The organism is Pseudomonas sp. AC136, from assembly GCF_979258585.1.
Genome location: NZ_OZ409865.1, coordinates 3,075,771 through 3,099,970, shown reverse-complemented (window position 1 = coordinate 3,099,970; position 24,200 = coordinate 3,075,771). Strand labels below are relative to the sequence as shown.

The following is a 24,200-nucleotide window of genomic DNA, read 5'->3' as shown; positions in this document are numbered from 1 at the left end:
TTTGCAGGAATCGCGGCTAATCGGAATGCCGCCCAGCCGCTCCTACAGATATATCAATACCCTGTAGGAGCGGCTTCAGCCGCGAGCTTTTTTCAGTTTTCCAGCGTCGCTTCCAGCGTAATCTCCGCGTTCAGCACTTTCGATACCGGGCAACCGGTCTTGGCGGTTTCCACGGCTTTTTCAAATGCATCACGGTCGGCGCCCGGAATCTTGGCGCTGAGTTTCAGGTGCACGGCGGTGATGGCGAAGCCGCCATCGACTTTGTCGAGGGTCACTTCGGCGTGGGTGTCGATGCTTTCGGCGGTCATGCCGGCTTCGCCGAGTTCCTTGGACAGGGCCATGGAAAAACAGCCCGCATGGGCGGCGCCGATCAGCTCCTCCGGGTTGGTGCCCGGGCCATCTTCAAAGCGGGTGTTAAAGCCGTAGGGGCTTTGTTTCAACACGCCGCTTTGTGTGGAGATGGTGCCTTTGCCGTCTTTGATGCCGCCTTGCCAGTGAGCAGATGCTGTCTTTTTCATCGTCGTTCTCCTTACCTGTGGGTATAGGTTTCAGAGGCGGCGAAGCGGCAGTCGTTCGTATTTTTTTGGCCAGGCGTCGCCGTTCGGCTTAGCGCAGGCTGGCCAGCACTTCGTAGGAGTGCAGACGGTCGACGAAGTCATACATGTCGCTGGTGAAAATCAGCTCGTCGGCGTCGGTCTGTTCCAGCAACTGGTTGACGTGGCTGCGGATCGTTTCCGGGCCGCCCACCATCGCCAGACCAAAAAACTCACCAACTGCCTGGCGTTCATGGGGCAACCACAGGCCTTCCATGCTCTGCACCGGCGGCTTTTGCACCAGGCTCTGGCCGCGCAACAGGGCGAGAATCCGTTGATAGGCACTGGTGGCCAGGTATTGCGCTTGCTCGTCGGTGTCGGCTGCCAGCAGCGGTACGCCGAGCATCACGTAAGGTTTGTCGAGCACCGCCGAGGGCTTGAAGTGGTTGCGGTACACGCGAATCGCCTCGTGCATCATGCGCGGCGCAAAGTGCGAGGCGAAGGCATAGGGCAAGCCGCGCTGCCCCGCCAACTGCGCGCTGAATAGGCTGGAACCGAGCAACCAGATCGGCACTTCGGTGCCGGCGCCGGGCATGGCGATCACGCGTTGATTGCGTTGCAGCGGGCCGAGGTAGGTTTGCAGCTCGGTGAGGTCTTCGGGGAAATCATCGGCGCTGCCCGAGCGCTCCCGGCGCAGGGCGTGCGCAGTGTATTGATCGGCGCCCGGCGCGCGACCAAGGCCCAGATCGATGCGGCCCGGGTACAAGGTCGCCAGCGTGCCGAACTGTTCGGCGATCACCAGCGGCGCGTGGTTCGGCAGCATCACGCCGCCGGCGCCCAGGCGTATGGAGCTGGTGCCGGCGGCGAGGTAGCCAATCAGCACCGACGTCGCCGAACTGGCGATGCCATCCATGTTGTGGTGTTCAGCCACCCAGAAACGGGTGAAGCCCAGTTTTTCTGCGTGTTGGGCGAGGGCCAGGGAATTGCGCAAAGCCTGCTCGGGACCGCCGTCGGCACGGATAGGCGCGAGGTCGAGAACGGAAATTTTGATGTCGGAAATGGTCTTCATACATGCACTCCGAGGGCGATTTTCAAGCCGGAGCCGGAAATCTGAGAGGGGGAAATCAGTAATACCCGACTGTTTAAGTGGGGCTTAATGTACTGCTCCACAACCCCACGGGCAAAAAAACAGCTGTTTTTGCGATTTCAGCCCCCCAGAAATCGAGAGCGAGCGAGCTAGAGCAGTGCAAGGCGAAACGTCGTTTTGAAGCGCAATTGGCTGTAGCCAATGAGCAGTCAAAGCGGCGTTTCAACGCAGCAATGCCGACGCGCAGCCGCTCGCCCCCGTACTTAAAAAAAAACCGGCGCACGGGGCGCCGGTTATCTACTCAAGCGCGATCAATTGCGCGCGTAAACGATCTCTTTGCTTCCGGCTTCACAGGTGCCAACCACTTGCTTGTCGCCGGCGCTGCCTTTCTCAACAATTTCCAGGCTGTAGGACGTGGCGCCCTTGGCTTGGATTTTCGCGTCAATTTCAGATTTCAGCTCTTCGCAGGGTTTCGCCGCCGCAAAGGCCGAGCCGGTCATCACTAACAGGCCAACGGCCAACATCACTTTTTTCATGGGGTAACGCTCCCTCGTTGGTAACAACAAATGCTCGAACACCGCGCCTAACCTCGAGCAGCAAAATTGGCGACCTAAGTCGCCAAAACAGACACCGGGCGGGCCACGGTGGATGCAGGCGGCCACGAGCCGCCGTGCGTTAACAGGTCAATCAGCTCGCGTCGATACGGAAGCCGACTTTCAAGGTCACCTGATAGTGGCCCACTTTTCCGTCAACAATGTGACCGCGGGTTTCGACCACTTCGAACCACTCCAGATTGCGCACGGTTTTCGCCGTTTCGGCGAGTGCGCTTTGAATCGCATCTTCAATGCTGGTAGGCGACGAACCGACGATATCGAGCAGTTTGTAGGTGTGATGATCCGACATGCTGAAGTCCTCTTCTTGTGGAAACGCTTGTACAGATTCAGTCCCGCCTAGCGCTTGATAAGTTCAGATTAGCTGCACTTTCCCACACGGTCGCAGTCACACCCCTACGAGCTACTTAATCGATAGGAGTTACGGACCATGGCTATTTTTGCATCCCGCAATAAATCGCTGCACAGCATCGAAACGGAAATCGAGCACCTGATCTCCAGCCTCGACAGCTTAAAGAGCGAAGTAAGTGATGAATCGCAGAAATCGCTGAAAAGCCTGCGTACCAGCGCTGAGCGTGTGCTCGGCCATTCCCGCGACCTGCTCAGCGACACCTACGCCGACGTGAAGGAAAAAACCTACCAGACCGGCGTGGCTGCCCGTGACTACACCCGCGAGCACCCGGTTGCCTCTGCTAGCCTGGCGCTGGGGGTGGTGGCATTGGCCGGCTACCTGATCTTCCGCAACAACGATTGATCACCCGGCGACACTAGCCGAGTTGGCGCGCCAGCCACTGCGCCAACTCGGCGGCCCGCGCCGATGGCGTGCGCGCCGGCACCCAAAGCGCCAGCTTTGCGGTGGTTTCAACAAAGCCCCAGGGCGCGACCAGCCGCCCCGCCGCCAGCTCATCGGCCACCAGTTGCTGTGGCGCAATCGCCACGCCTAATCCCGCAACCGCCGCCTCCAACAAGTAATACAAATGCTCAAAGCCTTGCCCGAGCTGTAGTTTCGCGCGCTCGATATTCTGACTGTTTGCCCACTGCGGCCACGCCTGCGGACGTGAGGTGGTATGCAGCAGGGCTTCGCCCGTGACCGCGCTTGGCGTGGCTTCATTGAGAAGAGCAAAGCCTGCGTAGCGGGGGCTCAGCACGGGCCCGATGCGCTCGGCCGCCAGCTCAAACACCTGCATGTCCGCCGGCCACGGCGGTTCGGCAAACCATAGGGTGGCGTCGATGCCGGGCCGGCGAGGGTCCAGGTCGCCATCGCTGGCCGACAACTGCAAGCGCAAGTGCGGCAGCTCGCGGTTGAGCCGGTCCAGGCGTGGAATAAACCAGCGCGCCAACAGGCTGCCCGGGCAGGCCAGCACGAACGGCGCGTCTGCGGTTTGCTGTTTCAGCTCGGCGCAGGCGCTGCGCAAGCGCTCGAAGGCGTCGGCGCTGGCATCACGTAAGCGACTGCCGGCATCTGTGAGTTTTAAGCCTCGCCCGTCTTTGCTGAACAGCGCCAAGCCCAGGTCTTCTTCCAATACTTTAATTTGCCGGCTCACGGCGCCGTGAGTCACGTTAAGCTCGAGCGCCGCTTTGCTCAGGCTCTGCAGGCGCGCCGCTGCTTCAAACGCGCGCAGGGCATTGAGGGGAGGAAGATCGCGAGCCATACCGGTTTAACCTGTGAGTTTTTCTAACAGATGGTGGCGATCTTATCGCTTTATTCCGGCGGACGTCGCGCCTAGAGTGAACGCCATCGAAATCCAGCTTCCAGCAGGAGCCCACCATGACCCAGACTTCCTACCGCAGCGGCCCCGACGCCACCGGCCTGTTCGGTTCGTTCGGCGGCCAGTACGTTGCCGAAACCTTGATGCCGCTGATTCACGACCTGGCGGCCGAGTATGAAAAAGCCAAAGAAGACCCGGCGTTCCTCAAGGAGCTGGCTTACTTTCAACGCGACTACGTCGGCCGTCCAAGCCCGCTGTATTTCGCTGAACGCCTGACCGAGTTCTGCGGCGGCGCGAAGATTTACCTCAAGCGCGAAGAGCTCAATCACACCGGCGCGCACAAGATCAACAACTGCATCGGCCAGATTCTGCTGGCGCGGCGCATGGGCAAAAAACGCATCATCGCCGAGACCGGCGCCGGCATGCACGGCGTGGCGACCGCTACCGTGGCCGCGCGTTTTGGCCTCGACTGCGTCATCTACATGGGCACCACCGACATCGATCGCCAGCAGGCCAACGTGTTCCGCATGAAGCTGCTGGGCGCTGAGGTGATTCCGGTCACCGCCGGCACCGGCACCCTGAAAGACGCGATGAACGAAGCCTTGCGTGATTGGGTGACCAACGTCGACTCCACCTTCTACCTGATCGGCACCGTCGCTGGCCCGCACCCCTACCCGGCCATGGTTCGTGACTTCCAGGCCGTAATCGGCAAAGAAACCCGCACCCAATTGCAAGATCAGGAAGGCCGCCTGCCGGACTCGCTGGTCGCCTGCATTGGCGGCGGCTCCAACGCCATGGGCCTGTTCCACCCGTTTCTGGACGACCAAGGCGTGCAGATCATCGGCGTGGAAGCGGCCGGCCACGGCATCGAAAGCGGCAAACACGCCGCCAGCCTGAACGGCGGCGTACCGGGCGTGCTGCACGGCAACCGCACCTTCCTGCTGCAAGACGACGACGGCCAGATCATCGACGCCCACTCGATTTCCGCCGGCCTGGACTACCCCGGCATCGGCCCGGAACACGCCTGGTTGCATGACATCGGCCGCGTTGAGTACACCTCGATCACCGATAACGAAGCCCTCGCCGCGTTCCACAAATGCTGCCGCCTGGAAGGCATTATTCCGGCGCTGGAAAGCGCTCACGCCTTGGCCGAAGTGTTCAAACGCGCCCCCAAATTGCCGAAAGACCACTTGATGGTGGTGAACCTGTCGGGCCGTGGCGACAAGGACATGCAAACCGTCATGCACCACTTCGACGAACAGGAAGAACACATATGAGCCGCCTGCAAAGCCGTTTCGCCGAACTCAAACAACAGAACCGCGCCGCCCTGGTGACCTTTATCACCGCAGGCGATCCGGGCTACGCCACCTCGCTGGAAATTCTCAAAGGTTTGCCGGCAGCCGGCGCCGACGTGATCGAACTGGGCATGCCCTTCACCGATCCGATGGCCGACGGCCCGGCCATTCAATTGGCCAACATCCGCGCGCTGGCCGCCAAGCAAGACCTGGCAAAAACCCTGCAGATGGTTCGTGAATTTCGCGAAGGCAACAGTGACACGCCGCTGGTGCTGATGGGCTACTTCAACCCGATCCACAAATACGGCGTGCCGGCGTTTATCGCCGATGCCAAGGAAGCAGGTGTCGACGGCCTGATCGTGGTGGACCTGCCGCCCGAACATAACGCCGACCTGTGCGACCCGGCGCAGGCAGCGGGCCTGGACTTCATTCGTCTGACCACGCCGACCACCGACGACAAGCGCCTGCCGAAAGTGCTCAACGGCAGCTCCGGCTTCGTTTATTACGTGTCGGTTGCCGGCGTAACGGGCGCGGGCTCGGCTACCCTGGAGCACGTTGAGCAGGCCGTGGCCCGCCTGCGTCGCCACACCGATTTGCCCATCAGCATCGGCTTCGGCATCCGCACCGCTGAACACGCCGCGACCATCGCGCGTTTGGCTGATGGCGTGGTCGTGGGCTCGGCGCTGATCGACCACATCGCCAACGCCGGCAGCCAGCAAGAAGCCGTTAAAGGCGTGCTGGGCCTGTGTGCCGAACTGGCCGAAGGGGTACGCGGCGCACGTAAATAAGCGCAGCGTCGCCCAATAAAAAACCGCCACATCCGCAAGGGTGTGGCGGTTTTTTATTGGGCGACGCTGTTGTAGGAGCCAGCAAGCTGGCTCCTACGGGCGAGGCCGGCGTTTCCGCTTAAACCCGGAAATGGCTCACCAACTGCTGCAACTGCCCGCCCAAACGCGCCAGTTCCACGCTGGACGCTGCGGTCTCATCGCTTGCGGCGGCGGTCTGCTCTGACACGTCGCGCACGTTCAGAATGCTGCGGCTGATTTCTTCGGCCACGGCGCTCTGTTCCTCCGCGGCAGCCGCAATCTGCTGGTTCATCGACTGAATGTTGGACACCGTGGCGGTGATGCTTTCCAGCGCGGTGCCGGCTTTGCGGGTGAGCAGCACGCTGCTGTCGGTGAGGGTGCGGCTGTTGCTCATCACGGTGGCGACCCGCTGCGAGCCGCTTTGCAGGCCAGCGACCAGCCCGGCAATTTCTTCGGTGGATTGCTGGGTGCGCTGGGCCAGGCTGCGCACTTCGTCAGCCACCACGGCAAACCCACGGCCCGCTTCACCGGCACGCGCCGCTTCAATGGCGGCGTTGAGGGCCAGCAGGTTGGTCTGGTCGGCGACGGCTTTGATCACGTCCATCACGCTGCCGATCTTGTCGCTTTCCTGTTGCAGCACGTGCATGGCTTCGGTGGAGCGCGCCACTTCCTCGGCCAGGCGTTCGATCTGCGCGATGGCTTCGCCCACCACACGGTCGCCTTCGCGGGCTTCCTGGTCGGCGAGGCTGGCAGCTTGAGACGCGTCTTCGGCGTTGCGCGCGACTTCCTGCACGGTGGCCGACATTTCATGCATGGCGGTGGCCACCTGATCGGTTTCGATTTTCTGGCTGTTGACGCCCGCGCTGGTCTGCTCGGTGACGGCAGACAGCTCTTCGGCGGCGCTGGCGATCTGCGTGACGCCATCGCGAATGTGGCCAATCAAGTCGCGTAGGGTGGTGCCCATGCGCTGAATGCCTTGTTGCAGCACGCCCAGTTCGTCGCGGCGCGTTACGTTTAGGTTTTGCGTGAGGTCGCCATCGGCAATGCGCTGCACCACGGCCAAGGTTTCCGCCAGCGGACGGGTAATCTGCCGGGTGATGACCACGGCGGCCAGCACACCGAGCAGCAACGCCAGCAGCGTGGCGCCCAGTTGCAGCTCACGGGCCTGGGCGCTTTCGGCGTCGCGGCGGGTGATCTGGATTTTATTCAGCGCCTCGTTCAGGGAAACGATGGCGGCGCCTTGGTCGGTCATTTCTTTACGCGCCAGGGCAATGGCGTCGGTGGCGGCTTTGAAGCGGCCCAGCGCGGCGCGGTAGTTCTGCAGGTGGCCTTCGAGTTGTTTCAGCTCGGCCGCATGGGTCTCGCCAAACGGACCCTGCAGGCTTTGCAGGCCAGCCACGGCGGCGTCCAGCTGTTTGATGGCTTTCTGCTCGGTGTCGGCGTTTGGCGCGGCGGTGTAACCGCGTACTTCGTAGCGCGCCAGAATCAGCTGCTCGCGCGCCTGGGTGATGGTTTGAAAGGTGTCGAGGCTCGCGCGTTGCACGGCGTCGGCGTTAAGCGTGTCGAGCAACTTGAGCGCGGCTTCGGCGTTGCTGCCCATCTCCGTGCGCGCGGCGTTGTTAGCGGCGTAGCCGGCGCGCATGGCGTTGAGGGATTTCTGATACGCCTCGATTTGCGCTTTCTGCTCATTCAGCAGCTTGAGGTTGTCCGGGCTTTTGAAGGTGTTCAGTAGGCTCTGTTGCTGCTTGGCAAAGCTTTCGAGGGTGGTTTGCACCGTTTGCGCGACGGCCTCGTCGCCGTTGGCGATCATGTATTGCAGCCGGCTCACCCGCAGTTTGGTCAGCGCCGCATCGAGCTGAGCAATGTCGCCCATCCACATGCTGCGGTTGATCAGGCCGCCGAGGCTGTTCCAGCCAGTGACGGCGAGAATCACCGTGAGGGCCAGAACCAGGCCGAAGCCGAGCCCGAGTTTCCTGTTGACGCTGATGTTGCCGAACCATTCGTTCATAAACACTCCAGTGCTTTTTGCGCGTCTTCGTTGGCATTTGAAGACACTGCTTACGGTTAAGTCGGAAAGGAAACCTGGAGGTCTTGTAGTTTTTGAACCAGCTCTCGCGTTGCATCGACGCCCCGGATGGCGCTCAGGCCACGGAATCAGTGTGGCTGACTGGCGATAAACTGCATTTGCGTCACACTTGTGCGCGAAACGCGGGGCCGGCCCGCTCAGTTGTGAGCATCGAGCAACAATGAAAACGACTCTGGATGAACTGTTGGCCTTTACCTCGGTGGTCGACAGCGGTTCGATAACCGCCGCTGCGGAGCAGTTGGGTCAAACCGCTTCGGGCGTCAGCCGGGCGCTGAGTCGCCTGGAAGAAAAACTCGACGTCACCCTGCTGCACCGCACCACGCGGCGCTTGGAGCTGACCGAAGAAGGCCGCGCGTTTGTGCAGCAAGCGCGGCGCATCGTCGCCAGCGTGGAGGAGGCCGAGGAGCAAATGGCGTTGCGCCGCCAACGTCCGGCAGGGCGCTTGCGCGTGAACGCCGCCTCGCCTTTTATGCTGCATGTGATCGTGCCGCTGGTGCCGGGCTTTCGCGCGCTGTACCCGGACATCGAACTGGAACTGCACAGCAGCGACCAAATCATCGACCTGATCGAACAGCGCACCGATGTGGCGATTCGCATCGGCCCGTTGCGCGATTCCACCTTGCACGCGCGGCCGCTGGGCAGTAACCGCTTACGGGTGCTCGCCAGCCCCGGCTATCTCGAACAATGGGGCGCGCCGCAAACGGTGGAGGAGCTGAGCGAGCGCAGCGTGCTGGGCTTCACTCAGCCGGAAACGCTCAACCAATGGCCGCTGCGCCATGCCTCGGGCCAGCATTGGCAGACGACGCCGACAGTCAAAGCGTCCAGCGGCGAGACGTTGCGGCAGTTGGCGATCGAAGGGGTGGGGCTGGTGTGTCTGGCCGATTTCATGACCCACGACGACCGCGCCGAAGGGCGGCTGGTGCAGGTGCTTGAGGCGCACACCGTCGAGGTCCGCCAGCCCATTCACGCGGTGTACTACCGCAACACCGCGCTGGCCTCGCGCATTACCTGCTTTCTGGATTACGTCAGCGAGCAGATGAAGCCGTAGCGCCGAACTACACCGCCAACTCAAGCAACTCGCCCGTCACCTGGCCGTCGGCAATGTGCAGAAAGCCGACGCTGATGGGCAGCTTGAACCGGCGCGGTCCGGCGCTGCCGGGGTTGATATAGAGCACGCCGTGCTGCTGTTTTTGCAACGGCTTATGGGAATGGCCTGTGACCACCACGTCGATGCCGGCGGGCAGTTGTTCCGGCACATCGGCCATTTCATGCACCACATAAACGCCGATGCCATCAATGCGCAGCACCGCATGGGTCGGCACGCTGCTGGCCCAGGTGTCGTCCTGGTCGTTATTGCCGCGCACCACAGTGAGCGGCGCACGGTCGCGCAGGGCTTCGAGGATCTCCGGTTTGCCAATGTCGCCGGCGTGCACGATACGGTCGCATCCCTCAAGCGCGGCCAGTGCTTCGGGGCGCAGCAAGCCGTGGGTGTCGGAGATCAGGCCGATCTTCATGGGCGTTTCCTCCTACAGGCTAAGCCGTTTAAAAACATAGGGTTGTGGACGACGAGTCGTTTTCGCCGCGTTTTGCTGACGTTTTCACGACAGTGGATGGCGCGCAGAGCGAGCGCGCTGTCGTTGCCGGACCGGGCCTGTCATGTCCATTTGTTAGCGTCGGGCTTTCATTCTGGAGGATCGACGATGACATTCGCCCACACCGTATTCGCCGCCGCCGTTGCGCTGAGTCTGGCCGGCCCGGCCGCTGCTGCTACTGAACTCAAGCACTGGCCCGCCCAAGCCGCCAAGCAACTGGACGCCATGATTGCGGCGAACGCCAACAAGGGCAACTTCGCTGTCTTCGATATGGACAACACCAGCTACCGCTATGACTTGGAAGAATCCCTGCTGCCGTTCATGGAAAACAAGGGTGTGCTGACCCGCGAAAAGCTCGATCCGTCGTTAAAACTGATCCCCTTCAAAGACACCGCCGAGCATAAAGAAAGTCTGTTCAGCTACTACTACCGCCTGTGCGAGATCGACGACATGGTTTGCTACCCGTGGGTGGCGCAGGTGTTTTCCGGCTTCACGCTGAGCGAGCTCAAAGGCTATGTCGATGAGCTGATGGCCTCGAACAAACCGGTACCGAGCACCTACTTCGAAGGCGATGTGGTGAAGACCATCGAGGTGCAGCCGCCGAAGGTATTTGCTGGCCAGGCCGAGCTGTACAACAAACTGATGGAGAACGGCATCCAGGTGTACGTGATGACCGCCGCCTCGGAAGAGCTGGTGCGCATGGTCGCTTCGGACCCGGCGTACGGCTACAACGTCAAACCGCAGAACGTCATCGGCGTAAGCCTGCTGCTCAAAGACCCCAAAACCGGCGCGCTGACCACCGCGCGCAAACAGATCACCGCCGGTACTTACGACGCCAAGGCCAATATGGGCCTGGAAGTCACGCCGTATCTGTGGACGCCCGCCACGTGGATGGCCGGCAAGCAGGCGGCCATTCTCACGTACATCGACGAATGGAAAAAACCGGTGCTGGTGGGGGGCGACACGCCGAGCAGCGACGGCTACATGCTGTTCCACAGCGTCGACGTGGCCAAAGGCGGCATTCACCTGTGGGTTAATCGCAAGGACAAATACATGGGCCAGATCAACGCCATGATGGCCAAGCATGCCGCGGCGCAAGCCAAGGAAGGGTTGGCGGTGACGGCGGATAAAAATTGGGTGGTGGTGAAGCCGGAGGAGATTCAGTAGGGCGCAAGCGACAGCCCCTCACCCCTAGCCCCTCTCCCGCGAGCGGGAGAGGGGAATCGAATGGCGGTGCAACGCCAAGCGCGGTCTGACCCCCTCTCCCGATTCGGGAGAGGGTTGGGGTGAGGGGCCCTTGATGTCGATACACAAGAAAAAGCCCCGCACGAGGCGGGGCTTTTTCATTTCAGCGCTAAACCATTACAGCCCGTCGAGCATGGCCTTGTTACGTACGGCGCCCTTGTCGGCACTGGTGGCCAGCAAGGCATAAGCCTTCAACGCAGTGGTCACTTTGCGTGGGCGCTTTTCCACAGGCTTCCAGCCTTTTTTGTCTTGCTCGTGGCGGCGGTGGGCTATTTCTTCGTCCGTCACCAGCAGGTTGATGCTGCGGTTGGGGATGTCGATCAGCACTTTGTCGCCGTCGCGCACCAGGCCAATGGCGCCGCCTGCGGCGGCTTCCGGCGAGGCGTGGCCGATGGACAGGCCCGAGGTGCCGCCGGAGAAACGGCCGTCGGTGAGCAGGGCGCAGGCTTTGCCCAGGCCTTTGGATTTCAGGTACGAGGTCGGGTAGAGCATTTCCTGCATGCCCGGGCCGCCTTTCGGGCCTTCGTAGCGAATGATGACGATGTCGCCTTCTTTCACTTCGTCGGCGAGGATGCCGCGCACGGCGCTGTCTTGGCTTTCGAAGATTTTCGCGTTGCCTTCGAACACATGAATCGACTCATCGACACCCGCAGTTTTCACCACGCAGCCGTCCAGGGCGATGTTGCCGTACAGCACGGCCAGGCCGCCTTCTTGCGAATAGGCGTGCTCGAAGCTGCGGATGCAGCCGTTTTCACGGTCGTCATCCAGGGTTTCCCAGCGGGTCGACTGGCTGAACGCGGTTTGGGTCGGAATGCCCGCCGGGCCGGCTTTGAAGAAGTGGTGCACGGCTTCATCGTCGGTCTGGGTGATGTCCCATTTGGCGATGGCTTCGGCCATGGACTTGCTGTGCACGGTCGGCAGGTCGGTGTGCAGCAGGCCGCCACGGGCCAGCGAGCCGAGAATGCTGAAGATCCCGCCGGCGCGGTGCACGTCTTCCATGTGGTACTTCTGGATGTTTGGCGCCACTTTGCACAGCTGCGGCACCAGGCGCGAAAGACGGTCGATATCGCGAAGGTCGAAATCGATTTCGGCTTCCTGGGCAGCGGCCAGCAGGTGAAGGATGGTGTTGGTCGAGCCGCCCATGGCGATGTCGAGCATCATGGCGTTTTCGAAGGCTTTGAAGTTGGCGATGTTGCGCGGCAGAACCGATTCGTCGCCCTCGCCGTAGTAGCGTTTGCACAGCTCGACCACGGTGCGGCCGGCTTGCAGGAACAGCTGCTCGCGGTCGCTGTGGGTGGCCAATGTAGAACCGTTGCCCGGCAGGGCCAGGCCCAGGGCTTCGGTCAGGCAGTTCATCGAGTTGGCGGTAAACATGCCGGAGCACGAGCCGCACGTTGGGCAGGCGCTGCGCTCGTATTCGGCGACTTTTTCGTCGGAGGCGGTGGAGTCGGCGGCGATGACCATGGCGTCGACCAGGTCTAGGCCATGGCTGGCGAGCTTGGTTTTGCCCGCTTCCATCGGCCCACCGGAAACGAAGATCACCGGAATGTTCAGGCGCAAGGCGGCCATCAGCATGCCGGGGGTGATTTTGTCGCAGTTGGAAATGCAGACGATGGCGTCGGCGCAGTGGGCGTTGACCATGTACTCGACGGAGTCGGCAATGATCTCGCGGCTTGGCAGCGAATAGAGCATGCCGTCGTGGCCCATGGCGATGCCGTCGTCGACCGCGATGGTGTTGAATTCTTTGGCCACGCCGCCGGCTTTTTCGATTTCGCGGGCGACCAGTTGGCCGAGGTCCTTCAGGTGCACGTGGCCGGGCACGAATTGGGTGAAGGAGTTGGCGATGGCGATGATCGGCTTTTTGAAATCTTCGTCTTTCATCCCGGTGGCACGCCACAGGGCGCGGGCGCCGGCCATGTTGCGACCGTGGGTAGACGTTTTTGAGCGGTAATCAGGCATGACGTGTTCCTGCGGCTAATCAGGTGTCTGTTTATTTACGTGTGTGAGCAGAGCCTGGGGCAACGGCAGATGGCCGCGCGGTCGGGGCAGGTCGCAATTCGAAACGGGGTCACCGCTCGTGCGGCCGGGGCTCATAAGCCCGCCGGGGATGGTTGGCGAGGAATGGGCCCGATTCTACGCCGCTCAGCGCGGGCGAGGAAAGGCTGGCTGTCAGGATGGGCGTTTGCAGGAATCGCGGCTAAAGCTTCCACAGACAGAGGTGGGAGCTTTAGCCGCGATCGGCCTCAATGCCTTAAGCGTTCGGCAGCAACCGGCAGGTCAGGCTCTTGATGTAGCGGGTTTCGGCAATCGCCATGTGCACCGGATGATCCGGGCCCTGGGCGCCGCGTTCGAGCATGATGATGTTGCGGTCCAGGTGACGGGCGCTCTGCAGCAGGATGTTCTGCAGGTTGTCTTCTTCCAGGTGCATGGAGCACGAGGCGCTGACCAGAATGCCGTCTTTGCTGAGCAGGCGCATGGCCATTTCGTTCAGGCGACGGTAGCCGGCTTCACCGTTTTTGATGTCTTTCTTGCGTTTGATAAAGGCGGGCGGGTCGCAGACGACCACGTCGAAACGTTCTTCCGACGACTTCAGCTCTTTCAGCGCGGCGAACACATCGCCTTCGATGCAGGTCACCTTTTCGGCCACGCCATTAAGGGTGGCGTTGCGCTCCACGCCGTCCAGGGCGGTGGCCGAGGCATCGACGCAGAACACTTCGCTGGCACCGAACGCAGCGGCTTGCACGCCCCAGCCGCCGATGTAGCTAAACAGGTCGAGCACGCGCTTGCCGTTAACGTACGGCGCCAGGCGCGCGCGATTCATACGGTGGTCATAGAACCAGCCAGTTTTCTGGCCTTCGATTACGGGCGCTTCGAACTTCACGCCGTTCTCTTCCAGCGCCACCCATTCCGGCACCACGCCGAAAGGCGTTTCCACGTAACGCGGCAGGCCTTCGGCATCACGGGCGGCGGAGTCGTTTTTGAACAACACACCGCGCGGTTGCAGCACTTGCACCAGGGCGGCGAGCACGTCGTCTTTGTGACGCTCCATGGTCGGCGAGCTGATTTGCACCACGAGAATGTCAAAGAAACGGTCCACTACCAGACCTGGTAGCAGGTCGGAATCGCCGTACACCAGGCGGTAGCACGGCTGATCGAACAGGCGCTCGCGCAGCGACAGGGCCACGTTGATGCGGTGCACCAGCAGCGATTTGTCCAGTTCGTGTTTGGTGTCGCGCGACAGCAGGCGGGCGCAGATCAGGTTGTTGGGGCTGATGCCCACAACGCCCAGCGGCTTGCCACCGGCGGCTTCGAGAATGGCTTGGTCGCCGGCCTGAAAGCCGGACAGCGGCGTGACGGCGACATCGATTTCGTTGCTGTAAACCCACAAATGCCCGGCGCGCAGACGGCGATCGGCATTGGCTTTTAGGCGCAGGCTGGGCAGGGACATGGGGGCGCTCTCCGAAAAAAGAGCGGGAGTATAGCCCAGACAGCACAGCGTCCGAAGCGCTGACGAGGGCCCTCTGTGGAAGCGGCTTTAGCCGCGATGCCTTTCTATAAGATCAAAAGCATCGCGGCTGAAGCCGCTCCCACAGGTTGGGGAGGGGCGTTGTTATGCCGCCAGGGTCTCAATCAGCTTCTTACTAAACGCCGGAATATCGTCCGGCTTGCGGCTGCTGATAAAGGTGCCGTCTTGCACCACTTCTTCATCCACCCACTTGCCGCCGGCGTTGGTGATGTCGTCTTTCAACGAGCTCCAGCTGGTCATGGTGCGGCCTTTCACCAGGCCGGCCGACACCAGCAGCCAGGCGCCGTGGCAGATCACGGCAATCGGCGTTTCTTTCTGCGCCGCTTGCACCACCAGGCTTTGCGCCTCGGGAATGGTGCGGATGGTGTCGGAGTTCATCACGCCGCCCGGCAGCACCAAGGCGTGGTAGTCGTCGATGTTGGCCGCTTCGAAGGTTTTGGTTACGGGGAAGTCGTCGGCAGGCTTGTCGTGGTTCCAGCCTTTCACTTGGCCGGTGCTCTTGGACAGGATGTCGACCGTCGCGCCGGCTTGTTCCAATGCTTCTTTCGGGCCGGTCAGCTCAACCTGTTCGAAACCGTCGGTCACCAGAAGGGCAACACGCTTACCTTGCAGAGAGGTGGTCATGGCAGCTCCTTTAATTTTGTGGAAGGTGTATTTCCGAGGGCGCTGGCGAAGGGAAAGTTCAGGCTGTTTGCTCCAGACGAGCGGCGCTGGCCGCTCGCCCGCGCCGTTGTTGATATCTTTCCGTCTGTCGGTGTTTTCCTACGTTGGTGAGGGTTACGTCTGCGAAGTTGGCGGTTAGACTGTGTAACTCGTCACGCTACTAGCCCGTGCAGTCATGGCCCACGAACTCTCCGCCGAACAAATCCAGAAAGTCCTGCAAGGCATCAGCGTACCGCCGCAGCCTCAGATCATGGTCGACCTGCAAATGGAGCAGGTGATGCCGCACCCGGATCTGAAAAGCATCGCCAAGCTGATCAGCCAGGACCCCGGCTTGTCTGGCGCCTTGCTGAAAATCGTCAATTCGCCGTTTTTTGGCCTATCGAACCGCATCGCCTCGATTCAGCAGGCGGTCAATTTGCTGGGCTGCAACACGGTCATCAACTTGATCAACGCGCAGTCGATCAAAGGCGAAATGACGGACGAGGCCATCGTCACCCTCAACCGCTTCTGGGACACCGCGCAAGACGTGGCCATGACCTGCCTCACGCTGGCCAAGCGCATCGGCTACCAGGCGGCCGACGAGGCCTACACCCTGGGCCTGTTCCACAACTGCGGCATTCCGCTGATGATCAAACGCTTTCCTCACTACATGACCGTGTTGGAAGAGGCGTATGCCAGTGCCACGGCGGAGCGGCGCATCGTCGACACGGAAAATCGCGTGCTCAATACCAACCACGCCGTGGTTGGTTACTTCACCGCCAAGTCGTGGAATTTGCCGTTGCACCTGTGCGACGCCATCGCCAACCACCACAACGCGCTGTCGATTTTTACCGACGACTCGGTGCGTGATGCCCAGCTGAAAACGCTGTTGGCGATTTTGAAAATGTCTGAGCACATCTGCGAAAGTCACCGCGTGCTGGGGAACCAGACCGACGATTACGAATGGCAAAGCATCGAGCAACTGGTGCTGGAGTACGTCGGCCTGTCTGAGTACGACTTCCAGACGCTTAAAGAAAGCATCCGCGATCTGAGCATGCACTGAGCCTCGGCGCCGCAGCCGAGCTTTGCTAAGGTGCTCTCCCTCTTTTTTCTGACCTGGCGTCACGCCTGAGCGAACCCATGCCTGAGTTGCCCGAAGTCGAAACCACGCGTCGCGGCATTGCGCCGTATTTGGAAGGTCAACGTGTGAGCCGCGTGATTGTGCGCGACCGCCGCCTGCGCTGGCCGATTCCGGAAGACCTCGACGTGCGCCTGTCTGGCCAGCGCATCGAAAGCGTAACGCGGCGGGCCAAGTACCTGCTGCTCACCGCTGAAGCGGGCACCTTGATCAGCCATTTGGGTATGTCCGGCAACTTGCGTCTGGTGCCCATCGATACGCCGGTGGCCAAGCACGAACACGTCGATATCGAACTGGAATCCGGCCTGGCGCTGCGTTACACCGATCCGCGCCGGTTCGGTGCGATGCTCTGGAGCACCGAGCCGCTGCTGCATGAGTTGCTGGTGAAGTTGGGGCCGGAGCCGTTGACCGAGCTGTTTGATGGCGACCGCTTGTTCAAGCTATCGCGCGGCAAAAGCATGGCGGTGAAGCCCTTCATCATGGACAACGCGGTGGTGGTGGGGGTCGGCAATATCTATGCGACCGAAGCGCTGTTCGCTGCGGGCATCGATCCGCGACGCGAAGCCGGGTCTATCTCCCGCGCGCGTTATCTCGAGCTGTCGCTGCAAATCAAACGCATCCTGGCCCACGCCATCGAGCGCGGCGGCACCACCCTGCGCGATTTCGTTGGCGGTGACGGTCAACCGGGTTATTTCCAGCAGGAATTGTTCGCTTACGGGCGCGGCGGCGAGTTCTGCAAAACCTGCGGCACCACGTTGCGTGAAGTGAAACTCGGACAGCGCGCCAGCGTGTACTGCCCACGGTGTCAGCGCTGATACAACGGTGAAAAAGCAGCGTGCTTGAGCGCGCTGTTTGCAGGGCGTGTGTAAGCGCACAGTTACAGGCGGTTTTTCGCTCGCCAATTGCCCTGTAAAACCCGCAGAATGCGATCTCCAGCGCTTGACGGCCGTCACGCTGACAATTTCCGGGGCGCTGTTATAGTTACAGCCACCGCACTTTGAATCGATGAAGGACCGCACTCATGAACCTGTTCCGCTCAACCGCTGTCGTCCTGGCGCTGACCACTGGCTTCCTGGCACTGCCGGTGATGGCAAATGGGTCGGGTCCTAGCAACCAGAGCGGCGACCCTGCTTATGACGTTCAGGCGCCACCTGCCTGGGCGATGATGGGCGACCTGATCGTTGCGCGTCCGTTGCTGATCGCCGCCACCATCATCGGCGCCGGCGCCTTCGTTATCAGCCTGCCGTTCACTGCCGCTGGCGGTAACGTCGGCGAAGCCGGCAAGGCGCTGGTGGTTGATCCGGGCCGTGAAGCCTTTGTGCGCTGCCTGGGCTGCACCGAAAGCGGTTACAAGCGTCCTGAGCAGCAATAACCCGCCTCGCTCGGCGACATAAAAAAGCCGGTCCATGTGACCGGCTTTTTTGCGCCCGCGTTTCGCCTTGCAAGGTATCGCTAGGGCTTGGCGCCCATCGACAACTTCGCCTGGCCAATGCCGCGAGGGTCGCTCGCCGCTTCCACCGTGCGGCTGTCTTTATTCCACAGCAGCACTTGCTGGTTGCCATAGGGCCGCGCTACCGGTTTGGGCGTGTAGCCGCGCGCTTGCAGGGCGTCGAGCTCGGCGGCCGTGAAGGCGTTGGGTTCGTACTCGACCACGTCGGGCAAATATTGGTGGTGATAACGCGGGGCCGCAGGCCAGCTCGCCACCGGTTGGCCGTCGAGGTATTGCAGCATCGCCAGTAGCACCATGCTCGGAATGCGGCTGCCGCCCGGTGTGCCGAATGCGCTGAATTGCGTGGGGCTTTCGATAAAGCTTGGGCTCATGCTCGACAGCGGTCGCTTGCCGGCGGCGACGGCATTCGCCTGGCTGCCGCTCAGACCATAGGCGTTGGCGCCTTGCACGTTGGCGGCGAAGTCGTCCATTTCGTCATTGAGCAACACGCCAGTGCCTGGCGGGGTGAAGGCCGCGCCGAAGGGCAGGTTCACCGACAGCGTGGCGGACACCGCGTTGCCCGCAGCATCCAGCACCACAAAGTGCGTGGTGTGGTTGCCTTCTTTCCAGGCGGGCGACGGCGGCAGGGCGCTGCTGGGCGTGGCTTTTTGCGGGTCGATGCCGCTGGCCAGCTGCTTCAAGTAAGCGGGGTCGAGCAATTTGGCGACGGGGTTGGCGATAAAGTCCGGGTCGCCCAACAGACCGCGATCCCGATAGGCACGGCGCAGCACTTCAATCACATAGTGCGCGCGCTGCAGTTTGTCGGCCTCCCGCCACGGCAGTTGCTGCAACATCGCCAAGCTTTGCGCCAACGCAATACCGCCGGCCGACGGTGGCGGGGCGCTGATTAGCTCACGGCCATCCTGTAACGGATAACGCAGCGGCTGGCGCTCCACCACCTCGTATTGCTCAAGGTCGGCAAGCGTCCAGATGCCGCCAGCGGCGCGGACACCGTCGACCAATTGTTGCGCCGTTTCGCCGCTATAGAAGCCTGGCTTGCCGTAGCGGCCAAGCCGCTCAAGGGTGTTAGCCAGCTCCGGTTGGCGCAGCAGGGCGAGCGCTTCGGGGATATCACCTTTGTCGTCGAGAAACAGCCGTGCGGTTTCCGGGTTGTCGCGCAGCGCCGACAACCGCCACTGGGCGCGTTCACGGTACACGGGGTCGATGGAGAAACCGTCACGGGCCAAGCGAATGGCCGGGGCCAGCGAATCCATCAGCGGCAGGCGGCCGTATTTGCGCGCCAGTTCCACGAGGGCGGCGGGCAAGCCGGGAATCGCGGCGGCGAGGCTGCCGTCGAGCGACAGCTTCGGGTCTATTTTGCCGTCGCGCTTGTACAAGTCGGCATGGGCTGCGAGCGGCGCGCGCTCGCGGGCGTCGAGGAAGCGGTACTGAGGTTGGTCGCCGGCTTGGCGCAACAGAAAGAAACCGCCGCCGCCCAAGCCCGAGCTGTAAGGCTCAACCACCGCCAATGCGGCGCTGACGGCGATGGCAGCGTCGAAGGCGTTGCCGCCGGCGGCCAGTGTTTCGAGGCCGGCGATGGTCGCGGCGGGGTGCGCGCTGGAGATGGCTGCCTGATTGGGCAGCGGCGCCGCGCTGGCGCTGAATACGACAAGAAGCAGCCAGGCCGCCAAAACAGCCTTGCTTGTGAAGGTGCTGAGTCGGCGGCAGTGGTGCATGGCGTTACGCTTTCCCTGTGAGGTGTCGATACTTTTGCATCAACTCATCCTTGCTCTCGACGTTGTTTTCATCGAGCGGGATGCAGTCGACGGGGCACACCTGCTGGCACTGCGGCTCGTTGTAGTGGCCGACGCATTCGGTGCACAGGTTGGGGTCGATTACGTAGATTTCTTCACCCTGCGAAATAGCGGCGTTCGGGCACTCGGGCTCGCAAACGTCACAGTTGATACAGTCGTCGGTGATGATTAAAGACATGAAACACAACTCCTGCCGCAGCTTACGGCCACGGCATGTTCGGACAGCGGAGCGCAAATTGTGCCGGATTGTCGGGGGAGGCGCCAATCGGCATGAGGCGGCCGGGCGATGAATGCCCAGCCGCAGCTGATCGTTCCCATGCAAACCGCGCAGGTGGCAGCGGCGTTTAGCGCTTGAAGCGTTCCAGCAATGCCTCGGCCACCGCAGGGTGAACGAATTTGCTGATGTCGCCGCCCAGGTTGGCGATTTCGCGTACCAGGGTGGAGGAAATGAAGGAGTACTTCTCGGACGGCGTAAGGAACAGGCTTTCCACGTCCGGCACCAGTTGGCGGTTCATGTTCGCCAGCTGGAATTCGTATTCGAAGTCGGACACCGCACGCAGGCCACGCAGGAAAATATTGGCGCCCTGCTCCTTAGCAAAGTGCGCCAGCAGCGTGGAAAAGCCCACCACTTCCACGTTGGGAAGGTGCTTGGTGACTTCACGGGCCAGTTCGACGCGTTGCTCCAGCGGGAACAGCGGGTTCTTCTTGGGGCTGGCCGCGACGGCTATAACCACTTGATCGAACAGGCGCGAGGCGCGTTCAACGAGGTCGCCGTGACCCTTGGTAATGGGGTCAAAGGTACCGGGGTACAACACTCGATTCATCGTGACGTCCTGGCGCAGGCCATAGGGGAGTCGGATGGTAGCGCAGCAACCCCCGTGGGCCAAGTCATCGGCGCGTTGGGGCGTAGGATTAATCCTGCACCCCTAGTCTCATGCGCTTTTCAGGCGATCAGCCAATTGTGTGGCGAGTTGCGCCGTGAGGCCGTACACCGACAATTGCGGGTTCGCGCCAATGCTGGTGGGGAACAGCGAACCGTCGTGAATCGACAAATTGCGTAGTTGGTGATGGCGTCCGAGGCTGTCGGTGACCGCCTGCGTTGGGTCTTCGCCCATGGCGCAACCGCCCATCACGTGGGCGCTGCCCAGGCGGGTGCGGTAGATCTCCATGCTCAAGCCGTCGATCAGGGTTTTCGCCTCGCCGATGGTTTTTACATAGTCGGCGTCGGCGTGCAGCGGCAGCACGCTTTTCGCCCCGGCCGCGAATTGGATGTCGGCCATGGTGTGGAAGGCGCGGCGAATGCCGTCCCAGGTGTAATCGGTCATCGGGTAATCGAGCACGGGGCTGCCGTCGCTGCGCAGCTCCACCGTGCCAGTGGTGCTGTCCGGATGGAAACCGTCGCGCAGCAAGGCGAGCATGGCGTTCGTATGCGGCAGTTGCTCCATGCGCATGGCGTTGTCGATGCCGAAGCGCCCGAGCAGCGTGGCGGTGAGCGCCGGTTGCATGGGCGGCACTTCGAGCTTGAACGACATGCGCCCGGTGGTGCCGTCGTCCCATTGGAAATGGTCGGAATAAATCGACTGCGGCGCACCGTAGAACGGGTTCACCACCTGGTCGAACTGCGCGGCGGAGAAGTTCACCACATGAATAAAGGTGCGTTTGCCCGCGCGGTTGTGCGGGTCGGGCGCGTTGGAGCGCAGCAGAATCGCCGGCGTGTTGATGCCGCCGCCGGACAGAATGTAATGCTTGGCTTTGACCGTAATGGTGCGGCCGGTGGGCGCCACGCAACGGTCATCCATGGCTTGGCATTGAATGCCGGTGACCTTGTCGCCCTCGATCAGCAACTTGTCGGCGCGCGCCAAATAGAGCAATTCGCCGCCCTTTTCCAACGTGGCCGGAATGGTGGTGACCAGCATCGATTGCTTGGCATTGGTTGGGCAGCCCATGCCGCAGTAGCCGAGGTTCCAGCAGCCGCGCACGTTGCGGGGAATGACTTTCCAGTGATAACCGAGCTTCTCGCACCCGGCGCGCAGCACGTCGTTATTGGCATTGGGCGGCATGATCCACGGCGCTACACCGAGGCGTTGTTCCATTTTCTCAAACCAGGGCGCCATCTCGGCCGCGCTATGGCCTTTGACGTTGTGCTCTTTGGCCCAGTGCTCGAGGGTCGGCTCGGGCGTGCGAAAGCTCGACGTCCAGTTCACCAGCGTGGTGCCGCCCACCGCTCGGCCTTGCATGATGGTGATGGCGCCGTCTTTGCTCATGCGCCCGATGCCTTCCTGATACAGCGCCGGGTAGGCCTCGGCCTCCTGCATTTTGAAGTCGCTGCTGGTTTTCAGCGGGCCTTCTTCAATCAGCAGCACCTTGTAACCGGCCGCGCTGAGAATTTCGGCCGTGGTGCCGCCGCCCGCGCCGGTGCCAACGATGGCCACGTCGGCTTCCAGGGTCAGGTCCTGTTCCAGGCGCGAGCCGTTATAGGTTTTCCAGCCGCGGCTCAGGCCTTCGGCAAACAGATCGGGTACGGGCATGCAGGCGGTTCTCGGTTAAGTCTTCGGTCGGTTCTTATTAGTAGAGGGTGCTGCGGCGCGGCTCAGACCTTAGGCGGGCCGGGATAACCGCAATGCGCCCACGACTCTGTGCGGCCGTACCAGGCCATCATCACCAGCTGCAACAGCGAGGCGTAGCCCATGCGCAGCAGGCTGAGCGAGCTGTTCTGCCAGCGGTCGAGGAAGTGGCGAACGTCGTCGCTGCTGGCGTTTTCCCAACTGCCCCAAATGCCGGTCAGCGGGCCGCGGGTAACCGCCATGGCCAGTACATCGAACAATTGCACGGTGAGCTTGAGCATTTCCGGCGACAGGCGATTGAGGCTGTAATCGAGGTTTTGCAGCGTGCCGTTCACGGCGCTTGGCATTTGCTCCGGCGGCACGGCGCCGGTCAGCATCACTGGAATCAGCGCCTTGAGAAACGGCAGGTCGGACTCGCGCAAGATGGCGAAACCGTTAGCCGGGGTGCTGGCCGAGCAGCCACTCAAGGTGGCGGTGAGCCCGGCCGTGGCCAGAAAGGCCGAGCCCATCAGCCCCACTTTGAGCAGGCCGCGACGGGAAAGGCCAGGTGTAGCGATTACCGAGTCATTCATTTTTATTATTGACCTCGCGCTAGCGCGTTTTAAAACGGCGCACCGGCAGGCAAACCGGGCGCCGCAAGCTCAGCTTGGTTTAGCGGATGAACAGTTTCAGCACCAGTTTTTGCAGTGCTTTGCCATACGGCGGGTAGATCACTTTCGAGGCGTTGAAGCGTTGTTTGATAAACACGCCCTTGGCCTTGGAGAAGGTCAGGAAGCCTTCGTGGCCGTGGTAATGGCCCATGCCGGAGGGGCCGACGCCGCCAAAAGGCATGTCGTCCTGGGCGACGTGCAGCAAGGTGTCGTTCAGGCACACGCCGCCGGCATGGGTTTCATGCAACACGCGTTTTTGCTCGGCCTTGTTGTAGCCGAAGTAATAAAGGGCGAGCGGGCGCGGACGGTCGTTGATGTAGGTGAAAGCGTCTTCGAGGCGGTCGTACGGCACGATGGGCAGCAGCGGGCCGAAAATTTCGTCCTGCATCAGCTTCATGTCGTCGTTCACGTTCAACACCACGGTTTGCGCCATACGCCGGCCCTGGCCTTCCGGGAACAACGGTATGAGTGTGGCGCCCTTGCTCTCTGCGTCGGTGAGCAGCCCTTTGAGGCGGTTCAACTGGCGGTCGTTAATGATGGCGGTGTAGTCGGCGTTGTCTTTGAGGCTGGGGTAGAAGCTCTGCACGGTTTTGCGGTACGCCTCGACGAACCCTTCCACGCGATCTTTGGGCACCAACACGTAATCCGGCGCCACGCAGGTTTGCCCGGCGTTCATGGTTTTGCCAAAGGCGATGCGTTCGGCAGCGTCGCTCAACGGCACATCCGCAGACACGATGGCAGGCGATTTGCCGCCCAGCTCCAAGGTGACTGGAACGAGGTTTTCCGCTGCTGCGCGCATCACGTGCTTGCCGATGCTGGTAGCGCCGGTGAACAGCAAATGGTCGAAGGGCAGTTTCGAGAAGGCCATGCCGACTTCGGCTTCACCGAGTACGACGCACACCAGGTCTTCGGGGAAGATGCGGGCCAGCAGGTCTTTGATCAGCTGCGAAGTTATCGGGGTGGATTCGCTCATTTTGATCATCACCCGATTGCCAGCCGCCAGGGCGCCAACCAGCGGGCCCATGGCCAGGAACAGCGGGTAGTTCCACGGCACGATCACGCCGACCACGCCCAGCGGCTGATAAACCACTTTCGCACTGGCCGGCTGAAAGGCCGAACCGACCGAACGGCGCGACGGCCTCATCCATTTTTTGATGCGCTTGGTGGCGTAGTGAATGCCGTGCACGCTGGGCATCACCTCGGCCAGCAGGGTTTCCTCGGCGGCGCGGTTGCTGAAGTCTTGGGAGATGGCCTGAACCAGCGTGTCTTTCTCTTTCAGCAGCAGGTCGCACAAGCTGTTGAGCCACTGAATGCGCTGCCCGGCTTCGGGCATGGGGTTGGCGCGGAACGCTTCGCGCTGGCGCTGCAACAATGAATCAAGCTGGTCGATTTGTTGTTGGTTGTGTTGCAGGTAAGCAATGTCGGCGACCATTTTCGAAGGCTCCTGGGCAGTCCAGTTAAAAGAACCCGGAA

24 protein-coding genes are annotated in these 24,200 nt (G+C 61.6%); 8 read left to right on the top strand and 16 right to left on the bottom strand.

From position 1 onward, the window contains the following. Positions 1–92: 92 nt before the first annotated feature. The 4 genes from ACZZZU_RS13930 to ACZZZU_RS13915 form a co-directional block, all read right to left on the bottom strand. Positions 93–518, bottom strand: a complete 426-nt coding sequence (locus tag ACZZZU_RS13930; RefSeq protein ID WP_122492162.1) for an OsmC family protein — start codon at positions 516–518, stop codon at positions 93–95. Between the two features lie 88 nt (positions 519–606). After that, on the bottom strand, positions 607–1,602 hold the full coding sequence (locus tag ACZZZU_RS13925) for an LLM class flavin-dependent oxidoreductase (RefSeq protein WP_122492161.1): 996 nt from the start codon (positions 1,600–1,602) through the stop codon (positions 607–609). Positions 1,603–1,931: 329 nt separating this feature from the next. After that, positions 1,932–2,156: a DUF1161 domain-containing protein gene (locus ACZZZU_RS13920; RefSeq protein ID WP_463550932.1), complete on the bottom strand. Its 225-nt coding sequence runs from the start codon at positions 2,154–2,156 to the stop codon at positions 1,932–1,934. Positions 2,157–2,307: 151 nt separating this feature from the next. Then, positions 2,308–2,523, bottom strand: coding sequence for a dodecin (locus tag ACZZZU_RS13915; RefSeq protein WP_463384208.1), 216 nt, complete (start codon positions 2,521–2,523; stop codon positions 2,308–2,310). 138 nt (positions 2,524–2,661) lie between these two features. Here ACZZZU_RS13915 and ACZZZU_RS13910 point away from each other — a divergent pair, with 138 nt between their 5' ends. Further along, the gene (locus tag ACZZZU_RS13910; RefSeq protein ID WP_122492158.1) at positions 2,662–2,985 is read left to right on the top strand and encodes a DUF883 family protein; all 324 of its coding nucleotides are present in this window, start codon (positions 2,662–2,664) and stop codon (positions 2,983–2,985) included. 13 nt (positions 2,986–2,998) lie between these two features. Here ACZZZU_RS13910 and ACZZZU_RS13905 read toward each other — a convergent pair whose 3' ends face one another. Beyond that, complete coding sequence (locus tag ACZZZU_RS13905) at positions 2,999–3,883, bottom strand: LysR family transcriptional regulator (protein WP_463550931.1); 885 nt, start codon at positions 3,881–3,883, stop codon at positions 2,999–3,001. A gap of 116 nt (positions 3,884–3,999) precedes the next feature. On the opposite strand from ACZZZU_RS13905, the gene trpB reads away from it, so the two are divergent. Continuing rightward, positions 4,000–5,217 (top strand): tryptophan synthase subunit beta, encoded by a 1,218-nt coding sequence (gene trpB / locus ACZZZU_RS13900; RefSeq protein ID WP_122492156.1) that lies wholly within the window; start codon positions 4,000–4,002, stop codon positions 5,215–5,217. After that, the gene (gene trpA, locus ACZZZU_RS13895) at positions 5,214–6,023 is read left to right on the top strand and encodes a tryptophan synthase subunit alpha (protein WP_122492155.1); all 810 of its coding nucleotides are present in this window, start codon (positions 5,214–5,216) and stop codon (positions 6,021–6,023) included. The genes trpB and trpA overlap by 4 nt, the downstream gene beginning before the upstream one ends. Before the next feature lie 118 nt (positions 6,024–6,141). Here the strand turns inward: trpA and ACZZZU_RS13890 are convergent, their stop codons facing one another. Beyond that, positions 6,142–8,049: a HAMP domain-containing methyl-accepting chemotaxis protein gene (locus ACZZZU_RS13890; RefSeq protein WP_463550930.1), complete on the bottom strand. Its 1,908-nt coding sequence runs from the start codon at positions 8,047–8,049 to the stop codon at positions 6,142–6,144. 238 nt (positions 8,050–8,287) lie between these two features. On the opposite strand from ACZZZU_RS13890, the gene ACZZZU_RS13885 reads away from it, so the two are divergent. After that, on the top strand, positions 8,288–9,175 hold the full coding sequence (locus ACZZZU_RS13885; protein ID WP_463550929.1) for a LysR substrate-binding domain-containing protein: 888 nt from the start codon (positions 8,288–8,290) through the stop codon (positions 9,173–9,175). A 7-nt stretch (positions 9,176–9,182) separates the two neighbouring features. Here the strand turns inward: ACZZZU_RS13885 and ACZZZU_RS13880 are convergent, their stop codons facing one another. Beyond that, complete coding sequence (locus tag ACZZZU_RS13880; protein WP_122453003.1) at positions 9,183–9,641, bottom strand: metallophosphoesterase family protein; 459 nt, start codon at positions 9,639–9,641, stop codon at positions 9,183–9,185. 186 nt (positions 9,642–9,827) lie between these two features. Between ACZZZU_RS13880 and ACZZZU_RS13875 the strand changes: the two genes are divergently transcribed. Then, complete coding sequence (locus ACZZZU_RS13875) at positions 9,828–10,886, top strand: HAD family hydrolase (RefSeq protein WP_463550928.1); 1,059 nt, start codon at positions 9,828–9,830, stop codon at positions 10,884–10,886. A gap of 195 nt (positions 10,887–11,081) precedes the next feature. On the opposite strand, the gene ilvD is transcribed toward ACZZZU_RS13875, so the two are convergent. From ilvD to ACZZZU_RS13860, 3 genes are all read right to left on the bottom strand, one after another. Then, on the bottom strand, positions 11,082–12,923 hold the full coding sequence (gene ilvD, locus ACZZZU_RS13870; protein ID WP_122492150.1) for a dihydroxy-acid dehydratase: 1,842 nt from the start codon (positions 12,921–12,923) through the stop codon (positions 11,082–11,084). Positions 12,924–13,215: 292 nt separating this feature from the next. Continuing rightward, on the bottom strand, positions 13,216–14,412 hold the full coding sequence (locus ACZZZU_RS13865) for a class I SAM-dependent rRNA methyltransferase (RefSeq protein WP_122453000.1): 1,197 nt from the start codon (positions 14,410–14,412) through the stop codon (positions 13,216–13,218). A gap of 162 nt (positions 14,413–14,574) precedes the next feature. Next, positions 14,575–15,114 (bottom strand): type 1 glutamine amidotransferase domain-containing protein, encoded by a 540-nt coding sequence (locus ACZZZU_RS13860; RefSeq protein WP_463550927.1) that lies wholly within the window; start codon positions 15,112–15,114, stop codon positions 14,575–14,577. Between the two features lie 214 nt (positions 15,115–15,328). On the opposite strand from ACZZZU_RS13860, the gene ACZZZU_RS13855 reads away from it, so the two are divergent. The 3 genes from ACZZZU_RS13855 (at position 15,329) to ACZZZU_RS13845 (ending at position 17,642) form a co-directional block, all read left to right on the top strand. After that, positions 15,329–16,195, top strand: coding sequence for an HDOD domain-containing protein (locus ACZZZU_RS13855; RefSeq protein WP_463550926.1), 867 nt, complete (start codon positions 15,329–15,331; stop codon positions 16,193–16,195). A gap of 77 nt (positions 16,196–16,272) precedes the next feature. Then, on the top strand, positions 16,273–17,085 hold the full coding sequence (gene mutM, locus ACZZZU_RS13850) for a bifunctional DNA-formamidopyrimidine glycosylase/DNA-(apurinic or apyrimidinic site) lyase (RefSeq protein WP_122492147.1): 813 nt from the start codon (positions 16,273–16,275) through the stop codon (positions 17,083–17,085). A 206-nt stretch (positions 17,086–17,291) separates the two neighbouring features. Continuing rightward, positions 17,292–17,642, top strand: coding sequence for a multidrug transporter (locus ACZZZU_RS13845; protein WP_122492146.1), 351 nt, complete (start codon positions 17,292–17,294; stop codon positions 17,640–17,642). An 80-nt stretch (positions 17,643–17,722) separates the two neighbouring features. Here the strand turns inward: ACZZZU_RS13845 and ggt are convergent, their stop codons facing one another. From ggt to ACZZZU_RS13815, 6 genes are all read right to left on the bottom strand, one after another. Next, the gene (ggt, locus tag ACZZZU_RS13840; RefSeq protein WP_463550925.1) at positions 17,723–19,435 is read right to left on the bottom strand and encodes a gamma-glutamyltransferase; all 1,713 of its coding nucleotides are present in this window, start codon (positions 19,433–19,435) and stop codon (positions 17,723–17,725) included. A 4-nt stretch (positions 19,436–19,439) separates the two neighbouring features. Then, entirely contained in the window at positions 19,440–19,691 is a 252-nt protein-coding gene (locus tag ACZZZU_RS13835; RefSeq protein WP_122492144.1) for a YfhL family 4Fe-4S dicluster ferredoxin, read from the bottom strand. A gap of 166 nt (positions 19,692–19,857) precedes the next feature. Next, positions 19,858–20,337 carry a pantetheine-phosphate adenylyltransferase gene (gene coaD / locus ACZZZU_RS13830; protein WP_122492143.1) on the bottom strand — a complete coding sequence of 160 codons (480 nt, stop codon included), beginning with the start codon at positions 20,335–20,337 and terminating at the stop codon, positions 19,858–19,860. 108 nt (positions 20,338–20,445) lie between these two features. Beyond that, complete coding sequence (locus ACZZZU_RS13825) at positions 20,446–22,041, bottom strand: GMC family oxidoreductase (protein WP_463550924.1); 1,596 nt, start codon at positions 22,039–22,041, stop codon at positions 20,446–20,448. A gap of 62 nt (positions 22,042–22,103) precedes the next feature. After that, positions 22,104–22,649 (bottom strand): twin-arginine translocation pathway signal protein, encoded by a 546-nt coding sequence (locus ACZZZU_RS13820; protein WP_463384197.1) that lies wholly within the window; start codon positions 22,647–22,649, stop codon positions 22,104–22,106. 79 nt (positions 22,650–22,728) lie between these two features. Further along, a complete protein-coding gene (locus tag ACZZZU_RS13815) occupies positions 22,729–24,159 on the bottom strand; it encodes a coniferyl aldehyde dehydrogenase (protein WP_463550923.1) in 1,431 nt (476 codons plus the stop codon). Between the last annotated feature and the right edge of the window lie 41 nt (positions 24,160–24,200).